The sequence below is a fragment of the Micromonospora yangpuensis genome (genome assembly GCF_900091615.1).
GTDB classification, from domain to species: domain Bacteria; phylum Actinomycetota; class Actinomycetes; order Mycobacteriales; family Micromonosporaceae; genus Micromonospora; species Micromonospora yangpuensis.
Genome location: NZ_FMIA01000002.1, coordinates 266077 through 285633, shown reverse-complemented (window position 1 = coordinate 285633; position 19557 = coordinate 266077). Strand labels below are relative to the sequence as shown.

The following is a 19557-nucleotide window of genomic DNA, read 5'->3' as shown; positions in this document are numbered from 1 at the left end:
CCGGGAGGCTCTCCCATCCGTGAGCTGCTTCGTCGACGCCATCAGCTGATCGCGGCTGCGATGATCGCGCCGGCAGCGACGTGCACGGTGGCGGACACCCACACCGCGGGGTGCGGCTCCGGGTCGACCAGGATCTCACCGAGCCGGCCGGGGGTCACCGCGTCCAGCAGCACGAACGCCCCCGCCATGATGAGCAGACCGAGGACACCGTACGCGCCGGCGCCGATCAGGCCGAGGGTGAAGTTGTGGTCGCTGGCGACGATCGCGGCGACCACGATGGTGCCGACCCCGACCAGGTTGGAGGCGAGCAGCACGGCGGCGTTGCGGTTGCGTTCGTTCCAGATCAGCTGGTTGAGCCGGCCGGGGGTGGCCACGTCGACCAGGACGTAGCCGATGCCCATCAACAGGACGCCGACCACCCCGTAGGCGAGGGTGGCCAGCAGATCGGTGACGAGGTTCTGCACAGGAGGCTCCAGGGTGAGGGGGGTGTCTTACGCGAAGCTCACTTGCCGCTGCCGGGGCCGCCGCCCCGAATGGTGCTGCCGCCGCCCCAACCCCAACCCCCACCGACCGTCGAGTGGTAGCGCGGGTACGCGGTCGAGAGCCGCTCCAGCAGGATGACCGAACCGGCGGCGACCGGCAGGATGACCACGGAGTCGTCGTCGTAACGGAGGTAGACACCACTGCCGTCGACGTACTGGTCGGCCGGCTGCCAGGCGTCGGTGACCTCCTTGGCCACCGCGCTCGGTGGCCGGCTGGAGGTGTAGGCGATCGCCTCCCGGCCGATGTCCCGGTTCGCCGCCCGGTTGTACCGGTCCTCGACGAACCCGCGCGGGGAGAAGTTGCCGTAGAAGATGGCGAACCCGGCAAGCAGTACGCCGACCATCGCGACGGCCACCCCCATCACGAACCACCGCCGGTACGTCATCTCAGTGCCACCACCGTTTCGGTCAGGACCAGCTCGCCGGTCTGGGGATACGCGTGCCAGGTGCGCCAACCGGCCGCCCCGGCCGGCGGATCCCGGCGTACCGAGAGCGCGGTCACCGCGTCCACGTCCCCGCCGAAGACACCCACCAGCGCGTACGGATCGTCGGCGAGCTCAGCGCGCAGCTCGGCGACCCGGGCGCTCAGCTCGGCCGGGGCCAGCCGGAGCACCGAGGCGGTGAACCGGTGACCGGCCGCCTCGTCGTACGCCGCGTCGGGCAGCTCCGGCGGCCGGCCCGGCAGGCAGGCGACGGTCTCGCTCAGCTCGGTGCCGGCCGTGCGCAACAGCACCTGGTGCGAGGCGCCGAGCAGGCGCAGCCGCAGCTCGACCGGCCCGGGCAGGACGAGGTCGAGCACGTGCAGGGCGGGTCGCTCGGCGTCACCGAGGGCCAGGCTCAGGTCGGCGGCGCTGGTGTCGACGTAGGGGGTGTCCAGGGTGACCAGCACCGCTCAGTTCACCTTCTCCGGACCGCCCTGCGGGTAGATCATGACCTCGCCGCGGTGCAACAGCTCACCCCGGGCGACCTCCCAGCCCGCGTCGCCGTACGCCTCGAAGGAGAGCCGGGCGCCACCGGGCCCCTGGTAGTCGTGGTACCGCATGGTGCCGGTCGGGTCGAGACCGGTGGTGCCGACGGCGGTGTAGCGGGCCTGTCCGGTCTCGTCCCAGTTGTAGCGGCGACCGCCGAAGTCGATGGTCGGCGCGCCCGGGGTCACGGTGGCCCCCGGCTCGGCCTCCCAGAGCACCAGCTCCAGGTCGGGGTCCTCCTCGACGGAGAGCCAGCGCTTGACGCCCCCGGCGTCGTCGAGCAGGTGCTCGGCCCAGCTCCAGCTTCCCTCGACGAGGTGGATCGAGCCGCGCACGGTCCAGGACCGGCCACGTACGTCGATGATGTCGCCGGGGCGCAGCCGACGTGGGTCGCCCCGCAGCGCGTCGGCGTCGACGTCCCGGAACGGGTCGGCGGGCGCGGCGGGTGCCGGTGCCGGCCGGGACCTGCTCTTCTGGAGTGCGACCAGGGCGATCACCAGCCCGGCCACCCCGACCAGACAGCCGACCGCCGAGACCAGGTACGCGACTGAACCGTTCAACACTCGACCCCCCAGGTGTGTTGGCGCAGACGGTAACAACCTCGCGCACCTGCGGGAACTCGAAGGCCGACCGGTGATCGGCCGACTACCGGGAGTCCCGCCCGCGACGGGTTCACGGTGCGACGAGCCGGGCGTCGGCGTACTGCCCCAGGGTGGTGCGCTCCATCAGGCAGCCGGTGAAGGTGGTCAACTCCCCTGTTTCGCCCCGCAGCCCCGCCCAGGCGGCCCGCCCGGCGCTCGGGTCGAGCCGGTCCAGCAGGGTGGCCGCGTACGCCCGACCGGCCGGGGAGCCGTTGCCGAGCAACCAGTCCAGCCGGGTCCGTACCTCGTCCGGTCGAGCCGCCACGGCGGTAAGCAACCGCTGGTACGCCTCGGTGGCGGGCAGCATCGTGCCGGCCAGGCCGACCCCGCCGAAGGCGAGGGTGTCCGACCCGGCCAGTGTTCCGGTCGCCGCGTCCAGCTCGGCGATCGTCACGGCCAGGCGCTCGTCCGGTCCCGGGTTGTCGGCCATGCCGGCCACTGTTCCCAGCCGGGGCCCCGGCCGAACATTCCGGAACGCGCCGGCTCAGCCTCCGGGGCGGGCCGGCTCAGCTCCCGGGGCGGGCTCAGCTCCCGGGGCGGGCTCAGCTCCCGGGGCGGGCTCAGCTCGCGGTGGGCTCCCGGCGGTAGCTGGCGACCTCGATCAGGTTGTCGTCCGGGTCCCGGACGTAGATGCTGGTCATCGGCCCCATCGCCCCGGTACGTCGGACCGGTCCGAGTTCGACGGTGACGCCCAGGCCGGTCAGGTGCTCCCGTACCTCGGCCAGCGGCGAGTCGGTGACCAGGCAGAGGTCGCCGCTGCCCGGGGTGGGGCGGGTCGCCTTCGGGTCGACCTCCCGGCCCGCCTCGTGCAGGTGGATCCGCTGTCCGCCGAAGCTGAGCACCCGGCGCCCCTCGTCGACCGTCTCCACCCGCATGCCCAGCCCTTTCGTGTAGAAGTCGACCGTCCGGTCGAGGTCCGTCACGGTGAGCACCAGATGGTCGATCCGTTGGATACGCATGCGCACATGCGTAGCGCACTTCGCCCCTCTTCGGGGCGACAACTCCCGGATTGCGTCACGACACCGCCCCGACGGGCGGACCCGACGGGGCGGCAGCGGGCGGACGGCCGGCTCAGGCAGCGCGGAGACGGCCGGGCTCAGGCGGCGGTGACGGTCAGGGCGTCCTTGCTGTCGGCCAGGTCGACCTGGACCGTGTCGCCGTCCCGGATCCGGCCGGCGAGCAGGGCCTTGGCGAGCTGGTCGCCGATCGCCGACTGGACCAGCCGACGCAACGGCCGGGCACCGTAGATCGGGTCGTAACCGTGCTCGGCCAGCCACACCCGGGCGGGGTCGGTGACCTCCAGCGTCAGCCGGCGGTCCGCCAGGCGCCTGCCCAGCAGTCCCAGCTGGATGTCCACGATGGCCCGCAGGTCGTCACCCCGGAGAGCGGCGAAGACCACGATGTCGTCGAGGCGGTTGAGGAACTCCGGCTTGAAGTGCGCCCGGACCACCGCCAGGACCCCCTCCCGACGCTGCTCGTCGGCGAGCGTCAGGTCACTGATCACCGACGACCCGAGGTTGGCGGTGAGGATCAGGATCGTGTTGCGGAAGTCCACGGTACGACCCTGACCGTCGGTGAGCCGGCCGTCGTCGAGGACCTGGAGCAGCAGGTCGAAGACGTCCGGGTGGGCCTTCTCCACCTCGTCGAGCAGGATCACCGAGTACGGCCGGCGGCGCACCGCCTCGGTCAGCTGGCCGCCCTGCTCGTACCCGACGTAACCGGGCGGGGCACCGACCAGGCGGGCCACCGAGTGCTTCTCGCCGTACTCGCTCATGTCGATGCGGACCATCGCCCGCTCGTCGTCGAAGAGGAACCCGGCGAGCGCCTTGGCCAGCTCGGTCTTGCCGACACCGGTGGGGCCGAGGAAGAGGAAACTGCCGGTGGGGCGGTCCGGGTCGGCGATGCCGGCCCGGGCCCGCCGGACCGCGTCGGAGACCGCGGTGACCGCCTCGGCCTGGCCGATGACCCGCTCGGTAAGCGACTCCTCCATCCGCAGCAGCTTGGCGGTCTCGCCCTCCAGCAGCCGGCCGGCCGGGATGCCGGTCCAGGAGGCGACCACGGCGGCGATGTCGTCCGCGCCGACCTCCTCCTTGAGCATCGCGCCGTCGGCCTGCAACCGGGCCAGCTCCTCCTCGGCGGTGGCCAGGTCGGCCTTGAGCGCCGGGATCCGGCCGTAACGCAGCTCGGCGGCGCGTTCCAGCTCGCCGTCGCGTTCGGCCCGCTCGGCCTCGCCGCCGAGCCGTTCCAGCTCCTCCTTGGCGGTGGAGAGCCTGGTGATGTGCCCCTTCTCGGTCTGCCAGCGCGCGGAGAGGGCGGTGAGCTGCTCACGCTTGTCGGCCAGCTCCTTGCGCAGCCGCTCCAGCCGCTGGGCGGAGGCCTCGTCGGGCTCCTTGGCCAGCGCCATCTCCTCGATCTCCAGCCGGCGGACGGCCCGCTCGATCTCGTCCACCTCGACCGGCCGGGAGTCGATCTCCATCCGGAGCCGGGAGGCGGACTCGTCGACCAGGTCGATCGCCTTGTCCGGCAGGAACCGGTCGGTGATGTACCGGTCCGACAGGGACGCGGCGGCGACCAGGGCGGCGTCGGTGATCCGTACCCCGTGGTGCACCTCGTACCGCTCCTTGAGGCCACGCAGGATGCCGATGGTGTCCTCGATGGTCGGCTCACCGACCAGCACCGGCTGGAAGCGGCGCTCCAGGGCGGGGTCCTTCTCGATGTGCTCGCGGTACTCGTCGAGGGTGGTCGCGCCGACCATCCGCAGCTCGCCCCGGGCCAGCATCGGCTTGAGCATGTTGCCGGCGTCCATCGAGCCCTCGCCCTTGCCCGCGCCGACCACGGTGTGCAGCTCGTCGAGGAAGGTGATCACCTGGCCGTCGGAGCCCTTGATCTCCTCCAGCACCGACTTGAGCCGCTCCTCGAACTGCCCCCGGTACTGCGCGCCGGCCACCATCGCCCCGAGGTCCAGCGAGACCAGCTTCTTGTCCCGCAGCGACTCGGGCACGTCACCGGCGACGATCCGCTGGGCCAGGCCCTCGACGATCGCGGTCTTACCGACCCCGGGCTCGCCGATCAGCACCGGGTTGTTCTTGGTACGCCGGGACAGCACCTGGATCACCCGGCGGATCTCGGAGTCCCGGCCGATCACCGGGTCGATCTTGCCGTCCCGGGCGCTGGCGGTCAGGTCGACGCCGTACTTGGTCAGGGCCTGGTAGGTCTGCTCCGGGTCGGCGCTGGTCACCCGCCGGTCCCCGCCCCGCACGGACGGGAAGGCGGCGACCAGGCTCTCCTCGGTGGCCCCCGCGTTCTTCAGCGTGGTGGAGACCCCGCCACCGACCTGGGCGAGCCCGGCGAGCAGGTGCTCGGTCGAGGTGTACTCGTCACCGAGCGGCCGGGCGATCTGCTCGGCGGCCCCGATGGCGTTGACGAACTCGCGGGCCAGGGTGGGCTCGGCGAGACTGGAGCCCCGGGCCGCTGGCAGGGCGTCCACCGCCCGCTGGGCGGCCCGGCGCAGCTCGACCGGGTCTGCCCCGACGGCGCGCAGCAGGCCGGCGGCGGTGGACCCGTCGGTGTCCAGCAGGGCCAGCAGCAGGTGCCAGGGCTCCACGGTCGCGTGGCCGCCCCGCTTGGCCAGGGCGACGGCACCGGTGATGGATTCGCGGCTCTTGGTGGTGAGACGTTCCGTGTTCATGGGCTCCCCCGGATAGGCGTGTCCAGTGGTTAGGACGAAGCCAGAGTTGAGCGTATTCCACTCAACTCTAACCGGTGACCCACATCACCCTCCACCCCCCGCCCCTCGGTCACGCCGACGTCGTTAACTACCCAACGGAATCCGACAAACTAAATAGTCTGGCTGGTGGTTATGCACTTAATTCTCGAGGTAGCTGATGCGTAGCTTCGTCGACCTGGACCGACTCCTCGGCCAGATCCCCGGCACCCTGGTGACCGCGCTGAGCACGGTGGATGTGGGACGTGGCTCCGAGGCGCTCTACCGCGACCAACTTCCCGGCCTGCTCAGCCAACTGGCCGACCGCGCCCGGGTCGCCAGCATCACCGCCTCGTCGGCGATCGAGGGCATCGTCGTGGCCGACGAGGCCCGGGCCGACCGCATCCTGGCCGGCCGCGTCACCAACCTGCGCAACCGCGGAAGGGCCCCCTGTTAACGCTTTCGGTAGAGAAGGTCACCCCTCTCACGGGGGCGGGGCGCGGGGGCGGGGTGCGGCGCGGGGGCGGGGCGCGGGGTGACGTCTCGCGGTGGACCGGATCTCAGCGGGGTCGGCGGGTCGAGGTCCAGCCTTGCCGCTGCAGCCGCTCGATGCCGTCCAGCAGCAGGTCCAGCGCGAACTCGAACTCGAACTGGTCGTCGCAGCCCGACCCGACCACCGAGGCGTCCTCGTGTGACGCGGCCGTGGCGATCTCCGCGAGGTGCGGGAACCGGGCCGCCACCTCCGGCGGCAGGGCCATCGACGGCTCGGGGTCGACCGCACCGGAGCGGCCCGCGCGCCGGCCGGCGTCGAAGAGTTCCTGGCTGAAGCCCAGCACCCGGCTGCCCATCGCGTGCATCACGTGGTGGGTGAGGTCGGCGGAGAAGCCGCCGGCCCGCAAGGTTCCCACCACCGAGTCGAGGTAGGCGAGGACGGCCGGCGTCGCCATGTTCCGCGACTCGATCGCGAGCGACGCCCAGGGGTGGCGGAGCAGCACCTGGCGGGCGGAGAGGACGCGTCCGCGCACTGCCGGCTTCCAGTCGACGCCGGCGGCCGGGGGGCTGATCTCGCCGACGACCAGGTCGATCATGCCGTCGAGCAGTTCGTCCTTGTTGGCCACGTGCCGGTAGAGCGCCATCGGCACGACGCCCAGTTCCTGCGCGAGGTTGCGCATGCTGAGCGACTCGATGCCGGCCCCGTCGGCGAGGGTGACGGCGGCGCGCAGGATCCGATCCCTGCTCAGCGGCGTCCGGCGCAGCGTCTCGGTCTGCTCAGCCATCTCAGGTCCCCGTCCTCCGTCGACGGTCAAAACCCTAACCACCTTGACCTGTGTACGCCGTACACTTACCCTTTCGACAGTCGGTGTACGCCGTACACATCGAGGAGGGGCAGATGAGGGCGATAGTGCAGGACCGGTACGGACCACCGGAGACACTCACCCTCGCCGACGTCGACCGGCCGGTGCCGGCCGCCCACGAGGTGCTGGTGCGGGTCGAGGCCGCCGCGCTCGACGCGTACGACTGGCATGTCGTGCGGGGCGATCCACGGCTGGCCCGGTTGGCCCTGGGGCGGACGGCGCCGCGGGCACGCATCCGGGGCCGTGACTTCGCGGGTCGGGTCGAGGCCGTCGGCAGCAACGTGCGGCAGGTACGCCCCGGCGACGCGGTCTTCGGCGACCTCGGTGACGCCAACGGCGCGTTCGCCGAGTACGTCTGCGTGCCCGAGACACTGGTCGCGGCGAAGCCGGCGAACCTGACGCCGCAGCAGGCCGCCGCCCTGCCGCTGGCCGGGGTCACCGCGTTGCTGGGACTGCGTGCCGCCGGGCGGGTCGAGACCGGCCAGCACGTGCTGATCAACGGCGCCTCGGGCGGCGTCGGCACCCTGGCCGTCCAACTGGCCAAGGCCCTCGGCGCGAGGGTGACCGGCGTGTGCAGCACCCGCAACGTCGACCTGGTCCGCTCGCTCGGCGCCGACGAGGTCGTGGACTACACCCGCGACGACTTCACCCGCCGCCCGGGCCGCCACGACGTGGTGTTCGACCTGGTCGGCAACCGCTCCCTCACCGCACTGCGCCGGGTGCTGGCCCCGACCGGGACCCTGGTGCTCTCCGGCGGCGGGGTGTACCGCGGCGGCGGTCTGGTCGGACCGGTCTGGCTCCTCACCCGCGGACGACTGCTGGCACCCTTCGTACGACAGCGCATCGTCGTCCTCGACACGGTCCCCGGCCGCCAGCACCTCGACACCTTGCGCGGGTACGCCGAGGCCGGCCGGCTCGTCCCGGTCGTCGACCGCAGCTACCCGCTGTCCGAGGTGCCGCAGGCGTTGCGTTACCTCGAAGGCGAACACGCCCGGGCGAAGGTGGTCGTGACCGTCTGACCGTGCCCTCCGCCGAGCCCCCGCGCGGTCGACGAGAACGAGGGGCGGAGAGCTTCGGTGAAGCGGAGTAGCGTGGGCTGGTGCGAGTACGCGTCGAACAGACCGCGCTGCCGGGCATCGGCATGCGTCATGACCTGGTGACGGAGTCCGGTCGCCGACTCGGGGTGGTCTCCCACCGCAACGGCCGCCGTGACCTGGTCCTCTACGACCCGGACGATCCGGACGCGTGTCAGGCGGACATCCCGCTGACCGACGACGAGGCGGAGGCGTTGGCCGACATTCTCGGCGCGTCGCTGATGCTGGGCCAGCTCGCCGGGTTGCGGGAGCAGGCCGCCGGGCTGCTCACCGAGCAGATCGCCATTCCGGCCGGTTCCGCCTACGTCGGCAGGCTGCTCGGCGACACCAGGGCACGGACGCGTACCAGTGCCTCCATCGTCGCGGTGCTACGGCACGGCGAGGTCATCGTCTCGCCCGTCCCCTCGTTCTGCTTCGCGGCCGGTGACGTGGTGGTCGTGGTCGGGACCCGACAGGGCCTCGACGGGGTGACCGCCATCTTCGCCGACAGTGACCCGGACGGCTGAGCCGGATGCCGGCGGAGACCTCGCTCCTCGTCGAGCTGGGCGCCCTGCTGTTCGGCCTTGGCCTGCTCGGCCGGCTCAGCCGCCGGATCGGGCTCTCCCCGATCCCCCTTTACCTGCTGGCCGGCCTGGCCTTCGGCCACGGCGGCATCCTGCCGCTGACCGCCAGCGAGGAGTTCATCGCCGTCGGCTCCGAGATCGGCGTGATCCTGCTACTGGTCATGCTCGGCCTGGAGTACTCGGCCAACGAACTGGTAGGCAACCTGCGGTCGGCCGCCCCGGCCGGGCTGATCGACGCGGTGCTCAACGCGACGCCGGGGGTCGCCTTCGCCCTGCTGCTCGGTTGGGGCTGGCTGGCCGCGGTGGTGCTCGGCGGCATCACCTGGGTCTCCTCCTCCGGCGTGATCGCCAAGGTGCTCAGCGACCTGGGTCGGGTCGGCAACCGGGAGACCCCGGTGGTGCTGTCGGTGCTGGTCATCGAGGATCTCGCGATGGCGCTCTACCTCCCGCTGCTCACCGCGCTGCTGGCCGGCGTCGGCCTGGTCCGGGGCGGCCTGGCCCTCGCCGTCGCGGCGGGCACGGTGATGGTCGTCCTGGTCGTCGCCATCCGGTACGGCCGGTGGATCTCCGCGGCGCTGTCGGCCCGGGACCCGGAGGCGCTGCTGCTCGGGGTGCTCGGGCTCACCCTGCTGGTCGCCGGCATCGCGGCGAAGCTACAGGTGTCGGCGGCGGTCGGCGCGTTCCTGGTGGGCATCGCCCTGTCCGGGCCGGTGGCGCACCACGCGACCGAGTTGCTCTCCCCGCTGCGGGACCTGTTCGCCGCGGTCTTCTTCGTCTTCTTCGGGTTGGTGACCGACCCCCGGGAGATGCCGCCGGTGTTGCTGCCCGCGCTCACCCTGGCCGTGGTCACCATGGGGACCAAACTGCTCACCGGGTACCTGGCCGCCCGGCGGGTCGGCATCGCCGAGCCCGGCCGGTGGCGGGCCGGCCTGGCCCTGATGCCACGCGGGGAGTTCTCCATCGTCATCGCCGGGCTCGCGGTCGCCGCCGGGACGGTGGAACCCCGGTTGACGGCGCTCGCCACCGCGTACGTGTTGATCACGGTGGTGACCGGGCCGATGCTGGCCCGACTGCCTGACCTGGCGTGGTTCAAGCAGTGGCTGCGCCAGCGGTCGGCGGCCCGGCTGGCCAGGCCGGTCCCCACCCCCGAGGGACCGCCGCTACCCACCCCGGACTGAGCGACGGGGACCGGCCCGGGTCGCTCCGGCAGGCCCGCGTCGCCGCGACCGGCGGCACCGGGATCCCGGTGCCGTCGCCGACGCCGGCGGCCACCTCACCGGCGTGACCTTCGGCACCGTGTCCAGGCGGCTTGCCCGTACGGCCGGTCCGGTCGGACCGACGGTTGCCGAAATCTCCCAGCAAGGGGCTACCGCAGGTCACCGGTACCGCGTTAACGTGTCGCCCCAGCAGCCCAGGGGGCCTGCGGGCCGGCCGGTGCCGGCGCGGGCGCGATGCGGAAGGTTGGCCGGTTGAGCGTGCAGGAATCGAGCTTCTCCGGTTTCGCCAACCCCGTCGACCCGTCCCCCGCGGAGTTGCGGGCCTGGGCGTACCAACCCGATTCGGTGCCGCTGACCAGCATGCCGCAGGACTGGGACCTGCTGGTCGCCGGAGACCGGCTGGTGACGACCCTCTTCGACCTGGCGATGGATCCGACCTGTCCGGCCCGCCGGTTCGCCCTGCACTGCCTCTACATCTACGCCGCCGACGGCATCCGGACGGGCTTCCGGGCCCACCCGAGGCGCCGGTTCCGCAAGCTGGTCGACCAGGCCGAGCGCTCCGGCGACGAGCTGATGCGCACCTGGGCGCACAACTCGCGGGTGCTGCTGGCCCGCCCGACCCTCTTCGTCTACCGGGACTGGTGTGAGGGCGGTCTGGTCCGGGAGAACCGCCGACTCGACTGAGCCGCCGACGCACCCGCGACCCGCAGCCAGCGAACGGGCCGGGACCCCCCGTGGGTCCCGGCCCGTTCGCGGCCCTGAGCCGGAGCGACCGAGCCGGAGCGACCGAGCCGGAGCGACCGAGCCGGGTGACCGGCCTGGTGCGGCGGTCAGCCGATCGACCGGCCGTGCCGTTCGGTCCGGCGCTCCGGCCGGCCGCGCTCGCTGTTCTGGTCCGCGCCGCCACCGGCCGGCGGACGACGATCCGCGCCGCCACCAGCCGGCGGTCGGGGCTTCGCCCGCTCGGCACCCTGGTCGGCGTCCGACCGCTGCCCGGCATCCGGGCCCGACTGCGGCCGGTGGCCGGCGTCCTGGCCCGACTGCGGTCGGTGGCCGGCGGCCCGGTCGGTGCGACCGGAGAGCCGGGCGTCGGTGATCTCGTCGAACTTCTCGCGGACGCCCTCGGCGACCCGGTCGAGCTGGTCCTCCGCCGCCTGCGCCACCTTCTTGGCCGCTCCTGTCACTACTCCCCCTCACCAAGGGCCCAGATCGGGCGGACAACACCTGGTCACAGGCTAGACGGGGTGGACTGACCGCGCCGGGGATCCGACCGAACCGCAGCCGGCTCAGCGGTCCGGGTTGCGGCGGGGCCGCCAGACCACCAGCGCCGTCGAGGACCGGGTGGTCTGGACCAGGTCACGACCGGGGAAGCGGGCCAGCGACTCCAGCTCGGCCACCCGCCGGTACGCGGCGTCCAGCTCCGCCTCCATCCGGGCCAGCCGCTGCTGGGCCTGCTCCAGCAACTGTTCCAGGCCGATGATCCGCTTGATCCCGGCCAGGTTGACCCCGTCGTCCTGGCTGAGCCGTTGCACCTCACGGAGCAGTACCACGTCCCGGACGCTGTACCGCCGACCGCCACCGGCGGCCCGCCCGGCCTGCACCAGCCCCAGCCGGTCGTACTGGCGCAGCGTCTGCGGGTGCATCCCCGCCATCCGCGCCGCGACCGAGATCATCAGGACCTTGGCCTCGTAGGCAGGGTCGCCCGAACCGGCGAACTCGTCCGACATCCCGCTCACCTCCGCATGCACTCCACGGTTACCCGAAGCGACGTACCCGCGCGTCGAGATGTTCCCGCCCGGCCGGCGGCGTCTGCTCGGCGAACGCCCGCAGGGCGGCCTGCGCCTCGTCGGACACCTTCGCCGGTACCACCACGTCCAGCGTGACCAGCAGGTCGCCGGCCTGGCCCTCGCGACGGCTGACCCCCTTGCCCCGGGCCCGCAGCACCCGCCCGCTCGGCGTACCCGGTGGCACCCGTAGCGTCACCACCCCGTCGAGGGTCGGCACCCGCAGGTCCGTGCCCAGGACCGCCTCGGCGTACGTGATCGGCACGGTCAGGGTCAGGTCGTCCCCGGTACGCCCGAACAACTCGTCCGGCCGGACCTTCACGTGTACGAAGAGGTCGCCGGCCGGGCCGCCACGCTCACCGGCCTCGCCCCGGCCACTGAGCCGGATCCGCTGGCCGTCGGCCACCCCGGCGGGGAACCGGACCTTCAACGTACGGGTCTTCGTCACGCCGCCGGTGCCCTGGCACTCGGGGCACTTCTCCTCGACGACGGTGCCGACGCCCTGACAGTTGCGGCACGGCTCGGCGAAGCTGAACGCACCCTGGTTGCGGGTGGTCGTCCCGGCCCCGTGGCAGACCGGACAGGTCCGTGGCTGGGTGCCGGGCTTGGCGCCGTTGCCGTGGCAGGTGTCGCAGACCCCCGGCGAGCGCAACGTCAACGGGATGGTCACCCCGCGTACCGCATCGGTGAAGTCCAGGGCGACCTCGGCCTCGACGTTGCGGCCCCGGGCCGGCCCGGCGGGGCGACCCGGCCCACCGCCGGCCCCACCACCGGAGAAGATCGACGTGAACAGGTCGGAGAAACCGCCGCCGGCCCCGCCGAAGCGCCGGTCACCCCCGCCCGCGCCGCCACCGAAGAGGTCGGAGACGTCGAAGGGGGTGCCACCGGGCTGACCGGTACGGGCTCCACGCCGGAACGCGCCGGAGCCGAAGAGGGCACGCAGCTCGTCGTACTCCCGACGGCGGTTGTCGTCGGAGAGCACGTTGTACGCCTCGGACGCGGCCTTGAACCGCTCCTCGGCCCTGGTGTCACCGGGGTTGTGGTCCGGGTGCGACTCCCGCGCCAGTTTCCGGTACGCCTTCTTGATCTCGTCCGAGGAGGCGGACTTGTCCACGCCCAGCACGGCGTAGAAGTCCTTCTCGATCCAGTCCTTGGAACTCACCGGTCCACCCCCTGCCAGGCGTGGCCCGGTCGTCCCGCCCGCCGATCGTCGACGGACGGGACGACCCGGCCACGGATTCGCACTATTCCGGGTCGGCGACCGCGACCAGCGCTGGCCGCAGCAGCCGCTCGCCGAGCAGATAGCCCCGACGCATGATCTGCACGCAGGTCGGCTCGGTGACGTCGGCGGAGGTCTGGTGCGCCACCGCCTCGTGCCGGGTCGGGTCGAACGGGTCACCCTGCTCGCCGAACGGGGTGAGCCCGAGCTTGCCGACCACGGTGGTGAGCTGCTCGGCCACCGCGCCGAACGGACCCACCAGGTCACCGTGCTCGCGGGCCCGGTCCAGGTCGTCCAGGATCGGCAGCAGCCCGGCCAGCACCGAACCGGTGGCCTGCTCCTGGACGACGCCCCGGTCCCGGTCCACCCGCTTGCGGTAGTTGGCGTACTCCGCCGTCACCCGCTGCAGGTCCCGGGTCCGCTCGTCGAGGTCGGAGCGGAGGGCCGCCAGCTCCGCGCCGAGGGCCGGCGCGGCGTCCTTGGGCTTGCTCTCCGCCGCCGGTTTGCTCTCCGCTGCCGGCTTGGTGCTCTCCGCCGGCTGGGCCGGGGCGTCCACCACCGGTGGCCCGGCCGGGGCCTCCTCGACCTCGATCTCGTCGACGACGACCTCGGCCTCCTCGACCAGGCCGTCGGCCGGGACGTCGGCGCTCGCGTCGGTCGCCGCCGACTCCTGCTCGACCTCGTCGTTCTGCTGACTGTCCGGGCTGACGACCTGCGGCTCGGCGGCGGCGTGCCGGCCGGGCGCGGAGCCACCCGGCACCGACCCGGTGGTCTCCGGGTCGGCGGCTCGTGGCTTATCCGTCATCGCGGCTACCTCGATCCCTGTGCGGTGCGTACGTGGCGGGGACGGGCTGTCACTTCTTGTCCTCGTCCACGATCTCCGCGTCGACCACGTCGTCCGCGCCACCGGCCGGCCCGGCGTTGGTGCCACCGGCCTGCGCGCCGCCGGCCGGCCCGGCACCCGGTCCGCCCGGCCCACCCGGGCCCTCGGCACCCGGCTGGCCCTGCTCGGCCTGCTGGGCGTAGAGCAGCGCGCCGGCCTCCTGGGAGACCTTGGCCAGCCGCTCGTGCGCCGACTTGACCTTCTCGATGTCGGTGCCGCCGAGGGCGCCACGCAGCTCGCCGAGCGCCTCGTTGATCTGGTCGCGGTTCTCCGTGGGCAGCTTGTCACCGCTCTCGGCGAGGAACTTCTCGGTCTGCCACTGCAGCGCCTCGGCCACGTTGCGGGCCTCGGCCTCCTCGCGGCGACGCTTGTCCTCGTCGGCGTGCTCCTCGGCGTCCCGGCGCATCCGCTCGATGTCGTCCTTCGGCAGCGACGAGCCGCCGGTGATCGTCATCTTCTGTTCCTTGCCGGTGCCCAGGTCCTTGGCGTGCACGTTGACGATGCCGTTGGCGTCGATGTCGAAGGTGACCTCGATCTGCGGCACGCCCCGCGGCGCCGGCGGCAGGCCGGTCAGCTCGAAGGTGCCGAGCTTCTTGTTGTAGGCCGCGATGTCCCGCTCACCCTGGAAGACCTGGATCAGCACGGACGGCTGGTTGTCGTCGGCGGTGCTGAAGACCTCGGAGCGCTTGGTCGGGATGGTGGTGTTGCGCTCGATCAGCTTGGTGAAGATGCCGCCCTTGGTCTCGATGCCCAGGCTCAGCGGGGTCACGTCGAGCAGCAGGACGTCCTTGACCTCGCCCTTGAGCACACCGGCCTGCAGGGCGGCGCCGACGGCGACGACCTCGTCCGGGTTGACGCCCTTGTTGGGCTCCTTGCCGGTGAGCTGCTTGACCAGGTCGGTCACGGCGGGCATCCGGGTCGATCCACCGACCAGGATGACGTGGTCGACGCTGGCCAGCTTGATGCCGGCGTCCTTGATCGCCTGCTCGAACGGGCCCTTGCAGCGATCCAGCAGGTCCTGCGTCATCCGCTGGAACTCGGCGCGGCTGAGCGTCACGTCCAGGTGCAGCGGGCCGGCGGAGCCGGCCGTGATGTACGGCAGGTTGATGTTGGTGGTGGTGGCCGCCGACAGCTCGATCTTGGCCTTCTCGGCAGCCTCCCGGAGCCGCTGCAGCGCCATCTTGTCCTGGCCGAGGTCGATGCCGTGCTCGCCCCGGAAGGTCTTCACCAGGTGGTCGATGATCCGCTGGTCCCAGTCGTCACCACCGAGGTTGTTGTCACCGCTGGTGGACTTGACCTCGATGACCCCCTCGGCCAGCTCCAGCAGGGAGACGTCGAAGGTGCCCCCACCGAGGTCGAAGACCAGGACGGTCTGCTCCTTGGAGCCCTTGTCCAGCCCGTACGCCAGGGCGGCCGCGGTCGGCTCGTTGACGATCCGCAGCACGTTGAAGCCGGCGATCTCACCGGCCTCCTTGGTGGCCTGCCGCTGGCCGTCGTTGAAGTAGGCCGGGACGGTGATCACCGCGTCGGCGATCTGCTCGCCCAGGTACGCCTCGGCGTCCCGCTTGAGCTTCATCAGCGTGCGCGCCGAGATCTCCTGCGGGGTGTACTTCTTGTCGTCGATGTCGACGGACCAGTTGGTGCCGATCTCCCGCTTGACCGACCGGATGGTCCGGTCCGGGTTGGTCACCGCCTGGCGCTTGGCGACCTCACCGACGAGCACCTCACCGTTGCGGGCGAACGCGACGATCGACGGGGTCGTCCGCGAGCCCTCAGCGTTGGCGATGACGGTGGGCTCACCGCCCTCGAGAACGCTGACGCAGGAGTTCGTCGTGCCGAGGTCGATACCGACCGCACGTGCCATGTTCGCTTCCTCGCTTCATACCGTTGGAGCAGGTGACGGGAGTGCACCCGCGTCAAGTTGAGTGAACGTGACTCAATAGTGCCACGCTCACGCCATTCGTCAAATCCGGGTTGAGCCGACCCGACGCAACCCGACGTTCGGCTACCCACCGGTTGTCTTCTGTTGCATCGGTCGGGCACGCTTTAGCGGTGATTCCGCACGGCGATCCCGCCACAGAGTCCGGCGCGCCCACCACCGTGGCCCGCCCCGGGCAACCGGATGCCGTGCAGATCCCTCCTGACCTCGGCGCGGACGGCAGCCTGCCCGCCGCGCTCGGCAATCTGCGGCTGGCGATCAGCACCGCCCGCTTCCCGCTGGAGCTGCCCTCGGCGGAGCCGGCCCGACGCACCACCACCGCGCTGACCGACCAGCTCGACGACTACCTGCTGCCCCGGTTGAGCCGGCTCGACGCACCTCTGCTCGTGGTCGTCGGGGGCTCCACCGGCGCCGGCAAGTCGACCCTGGTCAACAGCCTGGTGCAGGCCCGGGTGAGCACCGCCGGGGTGCTCCGCCCGACCACCCGGTCCCCGGTGCTGGTCTGCAACCCGGCCGACTCCGGCTGGTTCCGCCGGGGTGAACTGCTGCCCGGTTTGACCCGGACCAACGAGCCCAGCGAGGACCCGGGCACCCTGCAGATCGTCGCCGCGCCCGCGCTCCCGCCGGGCCTGGCCTTCCTCGACGCCCCCGACATCGACTCGGTGGTCGACGCCAACCGGGCCCTGGCCGGCCAGCTGCTCGCCGCTGCCGACCTCTGGCTCTTCGTCACCACCGCCGCCCGGTACGCCGACGCGGTCCCCTGGGAGCTGCTGCGCAGCGCCCGCGGCCGGGGAGCGGCCATCGCCATGGTGCTCGACCGGGTGCCGCCGGAGGCGACCGACGAGGTCGGCGCCCACCTGGCCGAGATGCTCGCCGAGCAGGACCTGGCCGCCGCGCCCCTGTTCGTCCTGCCGGAGACCCAGGTCGACGGGCAGGGGTTGCTGCCCGACTGGGCCACCGCCCCGCTGTCGACCTGGTTCGCCCGACTCGCCGCCGACGCCGAGGCCCGCGCCGCAGTGGTCCGGCAGACACTGGACGGCGCGCTGGCCGCCCTGCTGCCGACCGTCGAGGGCCTCGCCGCCGCTGCCGACGAGCAGACCGCCGCCGCCGACGCGTTGGACGACCGGGTCGACGCCGCGTACCGGGGGGCGCACCGCACCGTCGAGCAGGGGCTGCGGGACGGCCGGCTGCTCCGGGGTGAGGTGCTCGCCCGGTGGCAGGAGTTCGTCGGCACCGGCGAGTTCTTCCGCACCCTGGAGGCCCGGATCGGGCGGTTGCGCGACCGGGTGGTGGCGGCGGTCACCGGCCGACCCGCACCCGCCGCCGAGCTGCGTACCGCGATCGAGTCGCAGCTGGTCACGCTGCTCCGCGGGGTGGCCGCCGAGGCCGCCGAGCACACCCACACCGCGTGGCGGGCCCATCCGGCCGGGGCGGCACTGCTCGAACCCGGGCTCGCCCACCCCGCCGACGACCTCTCCGAGCGTGCCGAACGGCTGGTCCGGGACTGGCAGCGGGGGGTGCTGGAGCTGGTCCGCGAGGAGGGCGGTGACCGGCGCTTCGTGGCCCGTACGGCCGCGTACGCGGTGAACGCGACCGGGTTGGCGGTGATGATCGCGGTCTTCGCCTCGACGGCCTTCATCCCGACCGGCGCCGAGGTGGCCGCCGGAGCCGGCACCACCGTCGCCGCGCAGACCGTGCTCCAGGCGATCTTCGGTGACCAGGCGGTGCGTACGCTGGCCGCCAAGGCACGGGCCGACCTGCTGGAGCGGGTCCGCACGCTGCTGGACGAGGAGGCGGCCCGCTACCTCGCGCGGACCGCCGAGGCCCGGCCCGACCCGGCGACCGCCGCGGAGCTACGCGGCGCGGCCGCCTGGGTCGAGATCAACCGCCAGCACAGCGGGCTGGCCGACGAAAGGCTCAATCCGTGAGCGCGAGGAGGTTCGGTCCGTGACCGACATCGTGGGTCGGATGCGGCAGGCGTTCCGCGGTGACCAGCGGGTCGACGCCGACGAGCTGCTCACGCGACTCGACGCGGTCCGCCGGTTCCTGACGGCGGTCGACGGTCACCTGCCGGACAGCCAGCTCGTGCCCGCGCACACCCTCGTCGAGCGGGCCGGCACCCGGCTCGCGCTGTCCCGGGACCACACCGTGGTCGCGCTTGCCGGGTCCACCGGAAGTGGCAAGTCGAGCCTGTTCAACGCGCTCGCCCGGATGAGTCTCTCCCCGGTCGGGGTGCGGCGTCCCACCACCGGTGTGGCACACGCCTGTGTCTGGGGGCCGCTGGACGGCGCGAACCGGTTGCTCGACTGGGTGGGGGTGTTGCCCCGCCACCGGTTCGTCCGGGAGAGCGTGCTGGACGGTGACGACGAGTCCGATCTGCACGGACTGGTCCTGCTCGACCTGCCGGACTTCGACTCGGTGCAGCGCTCGCACCAGTTGGAGGTGGACCGGCTGCTCGGCCTGGTCGACCTCGTGGTCTGGGTGGTCGACCCGCAGAAGTACGCCGACCGGGTGATCCACACCAGCTACCTGCGCGAGTTCCACCGGCACAAGGACGTCACGGTGGTCGTGCTCAACCAGGCCGACCGGCTGCCCCCGACCGAGCTGCCCCGGGTCATGGCCGACCTGCGCCGGCTGCTCGACACCGACCGGCTGGACGGCGTACCGCTGCTGGCCACCGCGGCTGTCGATCCGGGCGGCCTGGACGACCTGCGGGCCGCCCTGGAACGCACCGTGGCCGAGCGCCAGGCGGTGTTGCGCCGGCTCGCCGGGGACGTGGACGTGGTGGTGGCCGGGCTGGACGAGCTGGTCGGTCCGGACAGGTCGGCCGCCGGGCCCGACGAGACGGCGGTCCGGGCGTTGCACCGGGCGTTGGCGGGTACGGCCGGGGTGCCGGTGGTGGCCGAGGCGGTCGGGCAGGCGTACCGGCATCGGGCCGGCGGGGCGACGGACTGGCCACTGGTCCGCGGCTGGCGCCGGTTGCGCCCCGATCCGCTGCGCCGGCTGCACCTGCCCGACCCGGCCGGCACGGACACCGACGCACCGGCGGAGAAGCCGCTGGCCGCCACCTCGGTGCCGGACCCCACCGCCGCCCAGCGGTCCGCGCTGGGGCTGGCCGTGCGGACCGTCGCAGACCAGGCCGGCGAGGGGCTGCCGGGTACCTGGCCGGCCGCGGTCACCAGCGCCGCCCGGTCCCGGCTGGCGGACCTGCCGGACGCGCTGGACCGCGCGGTCGCCGGCACCGACCTGGGCATGGACTCCCGCCCGCTCTGGTGGCGCGTCGTCGGCGGGCTGCAGTGGTTGGTGACCCTCGCCGCGGTGGCCGGGCTGGGCTGGCTCGTGCTCGGCTACGGGCTGCGGGCGATCGGGCTGCCGCCGCTGGACAATCCACAGGTGGGTGCGGTTCCACTGCCGACCCTGTTGCTGCTGGGCGGGTTGCTCGCCGGCCTGCTGGTGGCGGTGGTGACCCGTCCGGTCGTCCGGTGGGCCGCCGGTCGGGCCCGGCACCGCGCCGAGCAGCGGCTGACCGCCGCGGTCGCCGAGGTCGGCGAGGAGTACGTCGTCTCGCCGGTGCGTACCGTGCTCGCGTCGTACGCCGAGGCGGGCGCGGCGTTGCGGGCCGCCACCCGTCGCTGACCCCTCCCGGTCG

General features: G+C 72.8%; 20 protein-coding genes. 7 read left to right on the top strand and 13 right to left on the bottom strand.

The genetic code is table 11. The features are described 5' to 3' along the window. Positions 1-41 precede the first annotated feature (41 nt). The 7 genes from GA0070617_RS01435 to clpB all read right to left on the bottom strand — a co-directional run bounded on the left by GA0070617_RS01435 (position 42) and on the right by clpB (position 5839). On the bottom strand, positions 42-464 hold the full coding sequence (locus GA0070617_RS01435; protein ID WP_091432893.1) for a DUF350 domain-containing protein: 423 nt from the start codon (positions 462-464) through the stop codon (positions 42-44). A gap of 38 nt (positions 465-502) precedes the next feature. Continuing rightward, positions 503-928, bottom strand: coding sequence for a DUF4247 domain-containing protein (locus tag GA0070617_RS01430; protein ID WP_091432890.1), 426 nt, complete (start codon positions 926-928; stop codon positions 503-505). After that, positions 925-1431, bottom strand: a complete 507-nt coding sequence (locus tag GA0070617_RS01425; RefSeq protein WP_091432886.1) for a DUF2617 family protein — start codon at positions 1429-1431, stop codon at positions 925-927. Before GA0070617_RS01425 ends, GA0070617_RS01430 begins: the two co-directional genes overlap by 4 nt. Positions 1432-1434: 3 nt before the next feature. Beyond that, on the bottom strand, positions 1435-2070 hold the full coding sequence (locus GA0070617_RS01420; protein ID WP_091445718.1) for a DUF4178 domain-containing protein: 636 nt from the start codon (positions 2068-2070) through the stop codon (positions 1435-1437). 112 nt (positions 2071-2182) lie between these two features. Continuing rightward, positions 2183-2581, bottom strand: coding sequence for a hypothetical protein (locus GA0070617_RS01415; protein WP_091432882.1), 399 nt, complete (start codon positions 2579-2581; stop codon positions 2183-2185). Positions 2582-2711: 130 nt separating this feature from the next. Continuing rightward, positions 2712-3110 (bottom strand): VOC family protein, encoded by a 399-nt coding sequence (locus tag GA0070617_RS01410; protein ID WP_091432878.1) that lies wholly within the window; start codon positions 3108-3110, stop codon positions 2712-2714. A gap of 137 nt (positions 3111-3247) precedes the next feature. Beyond that, the gene (clpB, locus tag GA0070617_RS01405) at positions 3248-5839 is read right to left on the bottom strand and encodes an ATP-dependent chaperone ClpB (protein ID WP_091432875.1); all 2592 of its coding nucleotides are present in this window, start codon (positions 5837-5839) and stop codon (positions 3248-3250) included. A gap of 196 nt (positions 5840-6035) precedes the next feature. Between clpB and GA0070617_RS01400 the strand changes: the two genes are divergently transcribed. Next, positions 6036-6311 carry a hypothetical protein gene (locus GA0070617_RS01400; RefSeq protein ID WP_091432872.1) on the top strand — a complete coding sequence of 92 codons (276 nt, stop codon included), beginning with the start codon at positions 6036-6038 and terminating at the stop codon, positions 6309-6311. A 103-nt stretch (positions 6312-6414) separates the two neighbouring features. Here GA0070617_RS01400 and GA0070617_RS01395 read toward each other — a convergent pair whose 3' ends face one another. Then, on the bottom strand, positions 6415-7131 hold the full coding sequence (locus GA0070617_RS01395; protein WP_091432868.1) for a TetR/AcrR family transcriptional regulator: 717 nt from the start codon (positions 7129-7131) through the stop codon (positions 6415-6417). 113 nt (positions 7132-7244) lie between these two features. Here GA0070617_RS01395 and GA0070617_RS01390 point away from each other — a divergent pair, with 113 nt between their 5' ends. From GA0070617_RS01390 to GA0070617_RS01375, 4 genes are all read left to right on the top strand, one after another. Beyond that, a complete protein-coding gene (locus GA0070617_RS01390; RefSeq protein ID WP_091445716.1) occupies positions 7245-8228 on the top strand; it encodes an NAD(P)-dependent alcohol dehydrogenase in 984 nt (327 codons plus the stop codon). An 80-nt stretch (positions 8229-8308) separates the two neighbouring features. Next, positions 8309-8809, top strand: a complete 501-nt coding sequence (locus GA0070617_RS01385) for a cation:proton antiporter regulatory subunit (protein ID WP_091432865.1) — start codon at positions 8309-8311, stop codon at positions 8807-8809. Positions 8810-8814: 5 nt separating this feature from the next. Then, positions 8815-10044 carry a cation:proton antiporter gene (locus GA0070617_RS01380; RefSeq protein WP_091432861.1) on the top strand — a complete coding sequence of 410 codons (1230 nt, stop codon included), beginning with the start codon at positions 8815-8817 and terminating at the stop codon, positions 10042-10044. Positions 10045-10335: 291 nt separating this feature from the next. Further along, positions 10336-10767, top strand: a complete 432-nt coding sequence (locus GA0070617_RS01375) for a hypothetical protein (RefSeq protein WP_091432858.1) — start codon at positions 10336-10338, stop codon at positions 10765-10767. Positions 10768-10913: 146 nt separating this feature from the next. Here the strand turns inward: GA0070617_RS01375 and GA0070617_RS01370 are convergent, their stop codons facing one another. From GA0070617_RS01370 to dnaK, 5 genes are all read right to left on the bottom strand, one after another. After that, the gene (locus GA0070617_RS01370; protein ID WP_091432855.1) at positions 10914-11267 is read right to left on the bottom strand and encodes a hypothetical protein; all 354 of its coding nucleotides are present in this window, start codon (positions 11265-11267) and stop codon (positions 10914-10916) included. A gap of 102 nt (positions 11268-11369) precedes the next feature. Next, complete coding sequence (locus GA0070617_RS01365; RefSeq protein ID WP_091445714.1) at positions 11370-11810, bottom strand: heat shock protein transcriptional repressor HspR; 441 nt, start codon at positions 11808-11810, stop codon at positions 11370-11372. A gap of 28 nt (positions 11811-11838) precedes the next feature. Then, on the bottom strand, positions 11839-13029 hold the full coding sequence (dnaJ, locus tag GA0070617_RS01360; RefSeq protein ID WP_091432852.1) for a molecular chaperone DnaJ: 1191 nt from the start codon (positions 13027-13029) through the stop codon (positions 11839-11841). Positions 13030-13111: 82 nt separating this feature from the next. Beyond that, positions 13112-13891: a nucleotide exchange factor GrpE gene (grpE, locus tag GA0070617_RS01355; RefSeq protein ID WP_091432849.1), complete on the bottom strand. Its 780-nt coding sequence runs from the start codon at positions 13889-13891 to the stop codon at positions 13112-13114. Between the two features lie 49 nt (positions 13892-13940). Then, positions 13941-15833, bottom strand: a complete 1893-nt coding sequence (gene dnaK / locus GA0070617_RS01350) for a molecular chaperone DnaK (RefSeq protein WP_091432846.1) — start codon at positions 15831-15833, stop codon at positions 13941-13943. 188 nt (positions 15834-16021) lie between these two features. Here dnaK and GA0070617_RS01345 point away from each other — a divergent pair, with 188 nt between their 5' ends. Together GA0070617_RS01345 and GA0070617_RS01340 are read left to right on the top strand one after the other, a co-directional pair. Beyond that, entirely contained in the window at positions 16022-17836 is a 1815-nt protein-coding gene (locus GA0070617_RS01345) for a GTPase domain-containing protein (RefSeq protein ID WP_091432843.1), read from the top strand. A 40-nt stretch (positions 17837-17876) separates the two neighbouring features. After that, a complete protein-coding gene (locus tag GA0070617_RS01340; RefSeq protein ID WP_091445712.1) occupies positions 17877-19544 on the top strand; it encodes a GTPase in 1668 nt (555 codons plus the stop codon). The last annotated feature ends 13 nt before the right edge of the window (positions 19545-19557 follow it).

Bases quoted from the DNA above. Each gene is read 5' to 3' on its own strand.
- grpE (WP_091432849.1), bottom strand. From the start codon at position 13,891: ATGACGGATAAGCCACGAGCCGCCGACCCGGAGACCACCGGGTCGGTG.
- GA0070617_RS01410 (WP_091432878.1), bottom strand. From the start codon at position 3,110: ATGCGTATCCAACGGATCGACCATCTGGTGCTCACCGTGACGGACCTC.
- clpB (WP_091432875.1), bottom strand. From the start codon at position 5,839: ATGAACACGGAACGTCTCACCACCAAGAGCCGCGAATCCATCACCGGT.
- GA0070617_RS01380 (WP_091432861.1), top strand. From the start codon at position 8,815: ATGCCGGCGGAGACCTCGCTCCTCGTCGAGCTGGGCGCCCTGCTGTTC.
- GA0070617_RS01365 (WP_091445714.1), bottom strand. From the start codon at position 11,810: ATGTCGGACGAGTTCGCCGGTTCGGGCGACCCTGCCTACGAGGCCAAG.
- GA0070617_RS01340 (WP_091445712.1), top strand. From the start codon at position 17,877: ATGCGGCAGGCGTTCCGCGGTGACCAGCGGGTCGACGCCGACGAGCTG.
- GA0070617_RS01395 (WP_091432868.1), bottom strand. From the start codon at position 7,131: ATGGCTGAGCAGACCGAGACGCTGCGCCGGACGCCGCTGAGCAGGGAT.
- GA0070617_RS01400 (WP_091432872.1), top strand. From the start codon at position 6,036: ATGCGTAGCTTCGTCGACCTGGACCGACTCCTCGGCCAGATCCCCGGC.
- dnaK (WP_091432846.1), bottom strand. From the start codon at position 15,833: ATGGCACGTGCGGTCGGTATCGACCTCGGCACGACGAACTCCTGCGTC.
- GA0070617_RS01430 (WP_091432890.1), bottom strand. From the start codon at position 928: ATGACGTACCGGCGGTGGTTCGTGATGGGGGTGGCCGTCGCGATGGTC.
- GA0070617_RS01415 (WP_091432882.1), bottom strand. From the start codon at position 2,581: ATGGCCGACAACCCGGGACCGGACGAGCGCCTGGCCGTGACGATCGCC.
- GA0070617_RS01390 (WP_091445716.1), top strand. From the start codon at position 7,245: ATGAGGGCGATAGTGCAGGACCGGTACGGACCACCGGAGACACTCACC.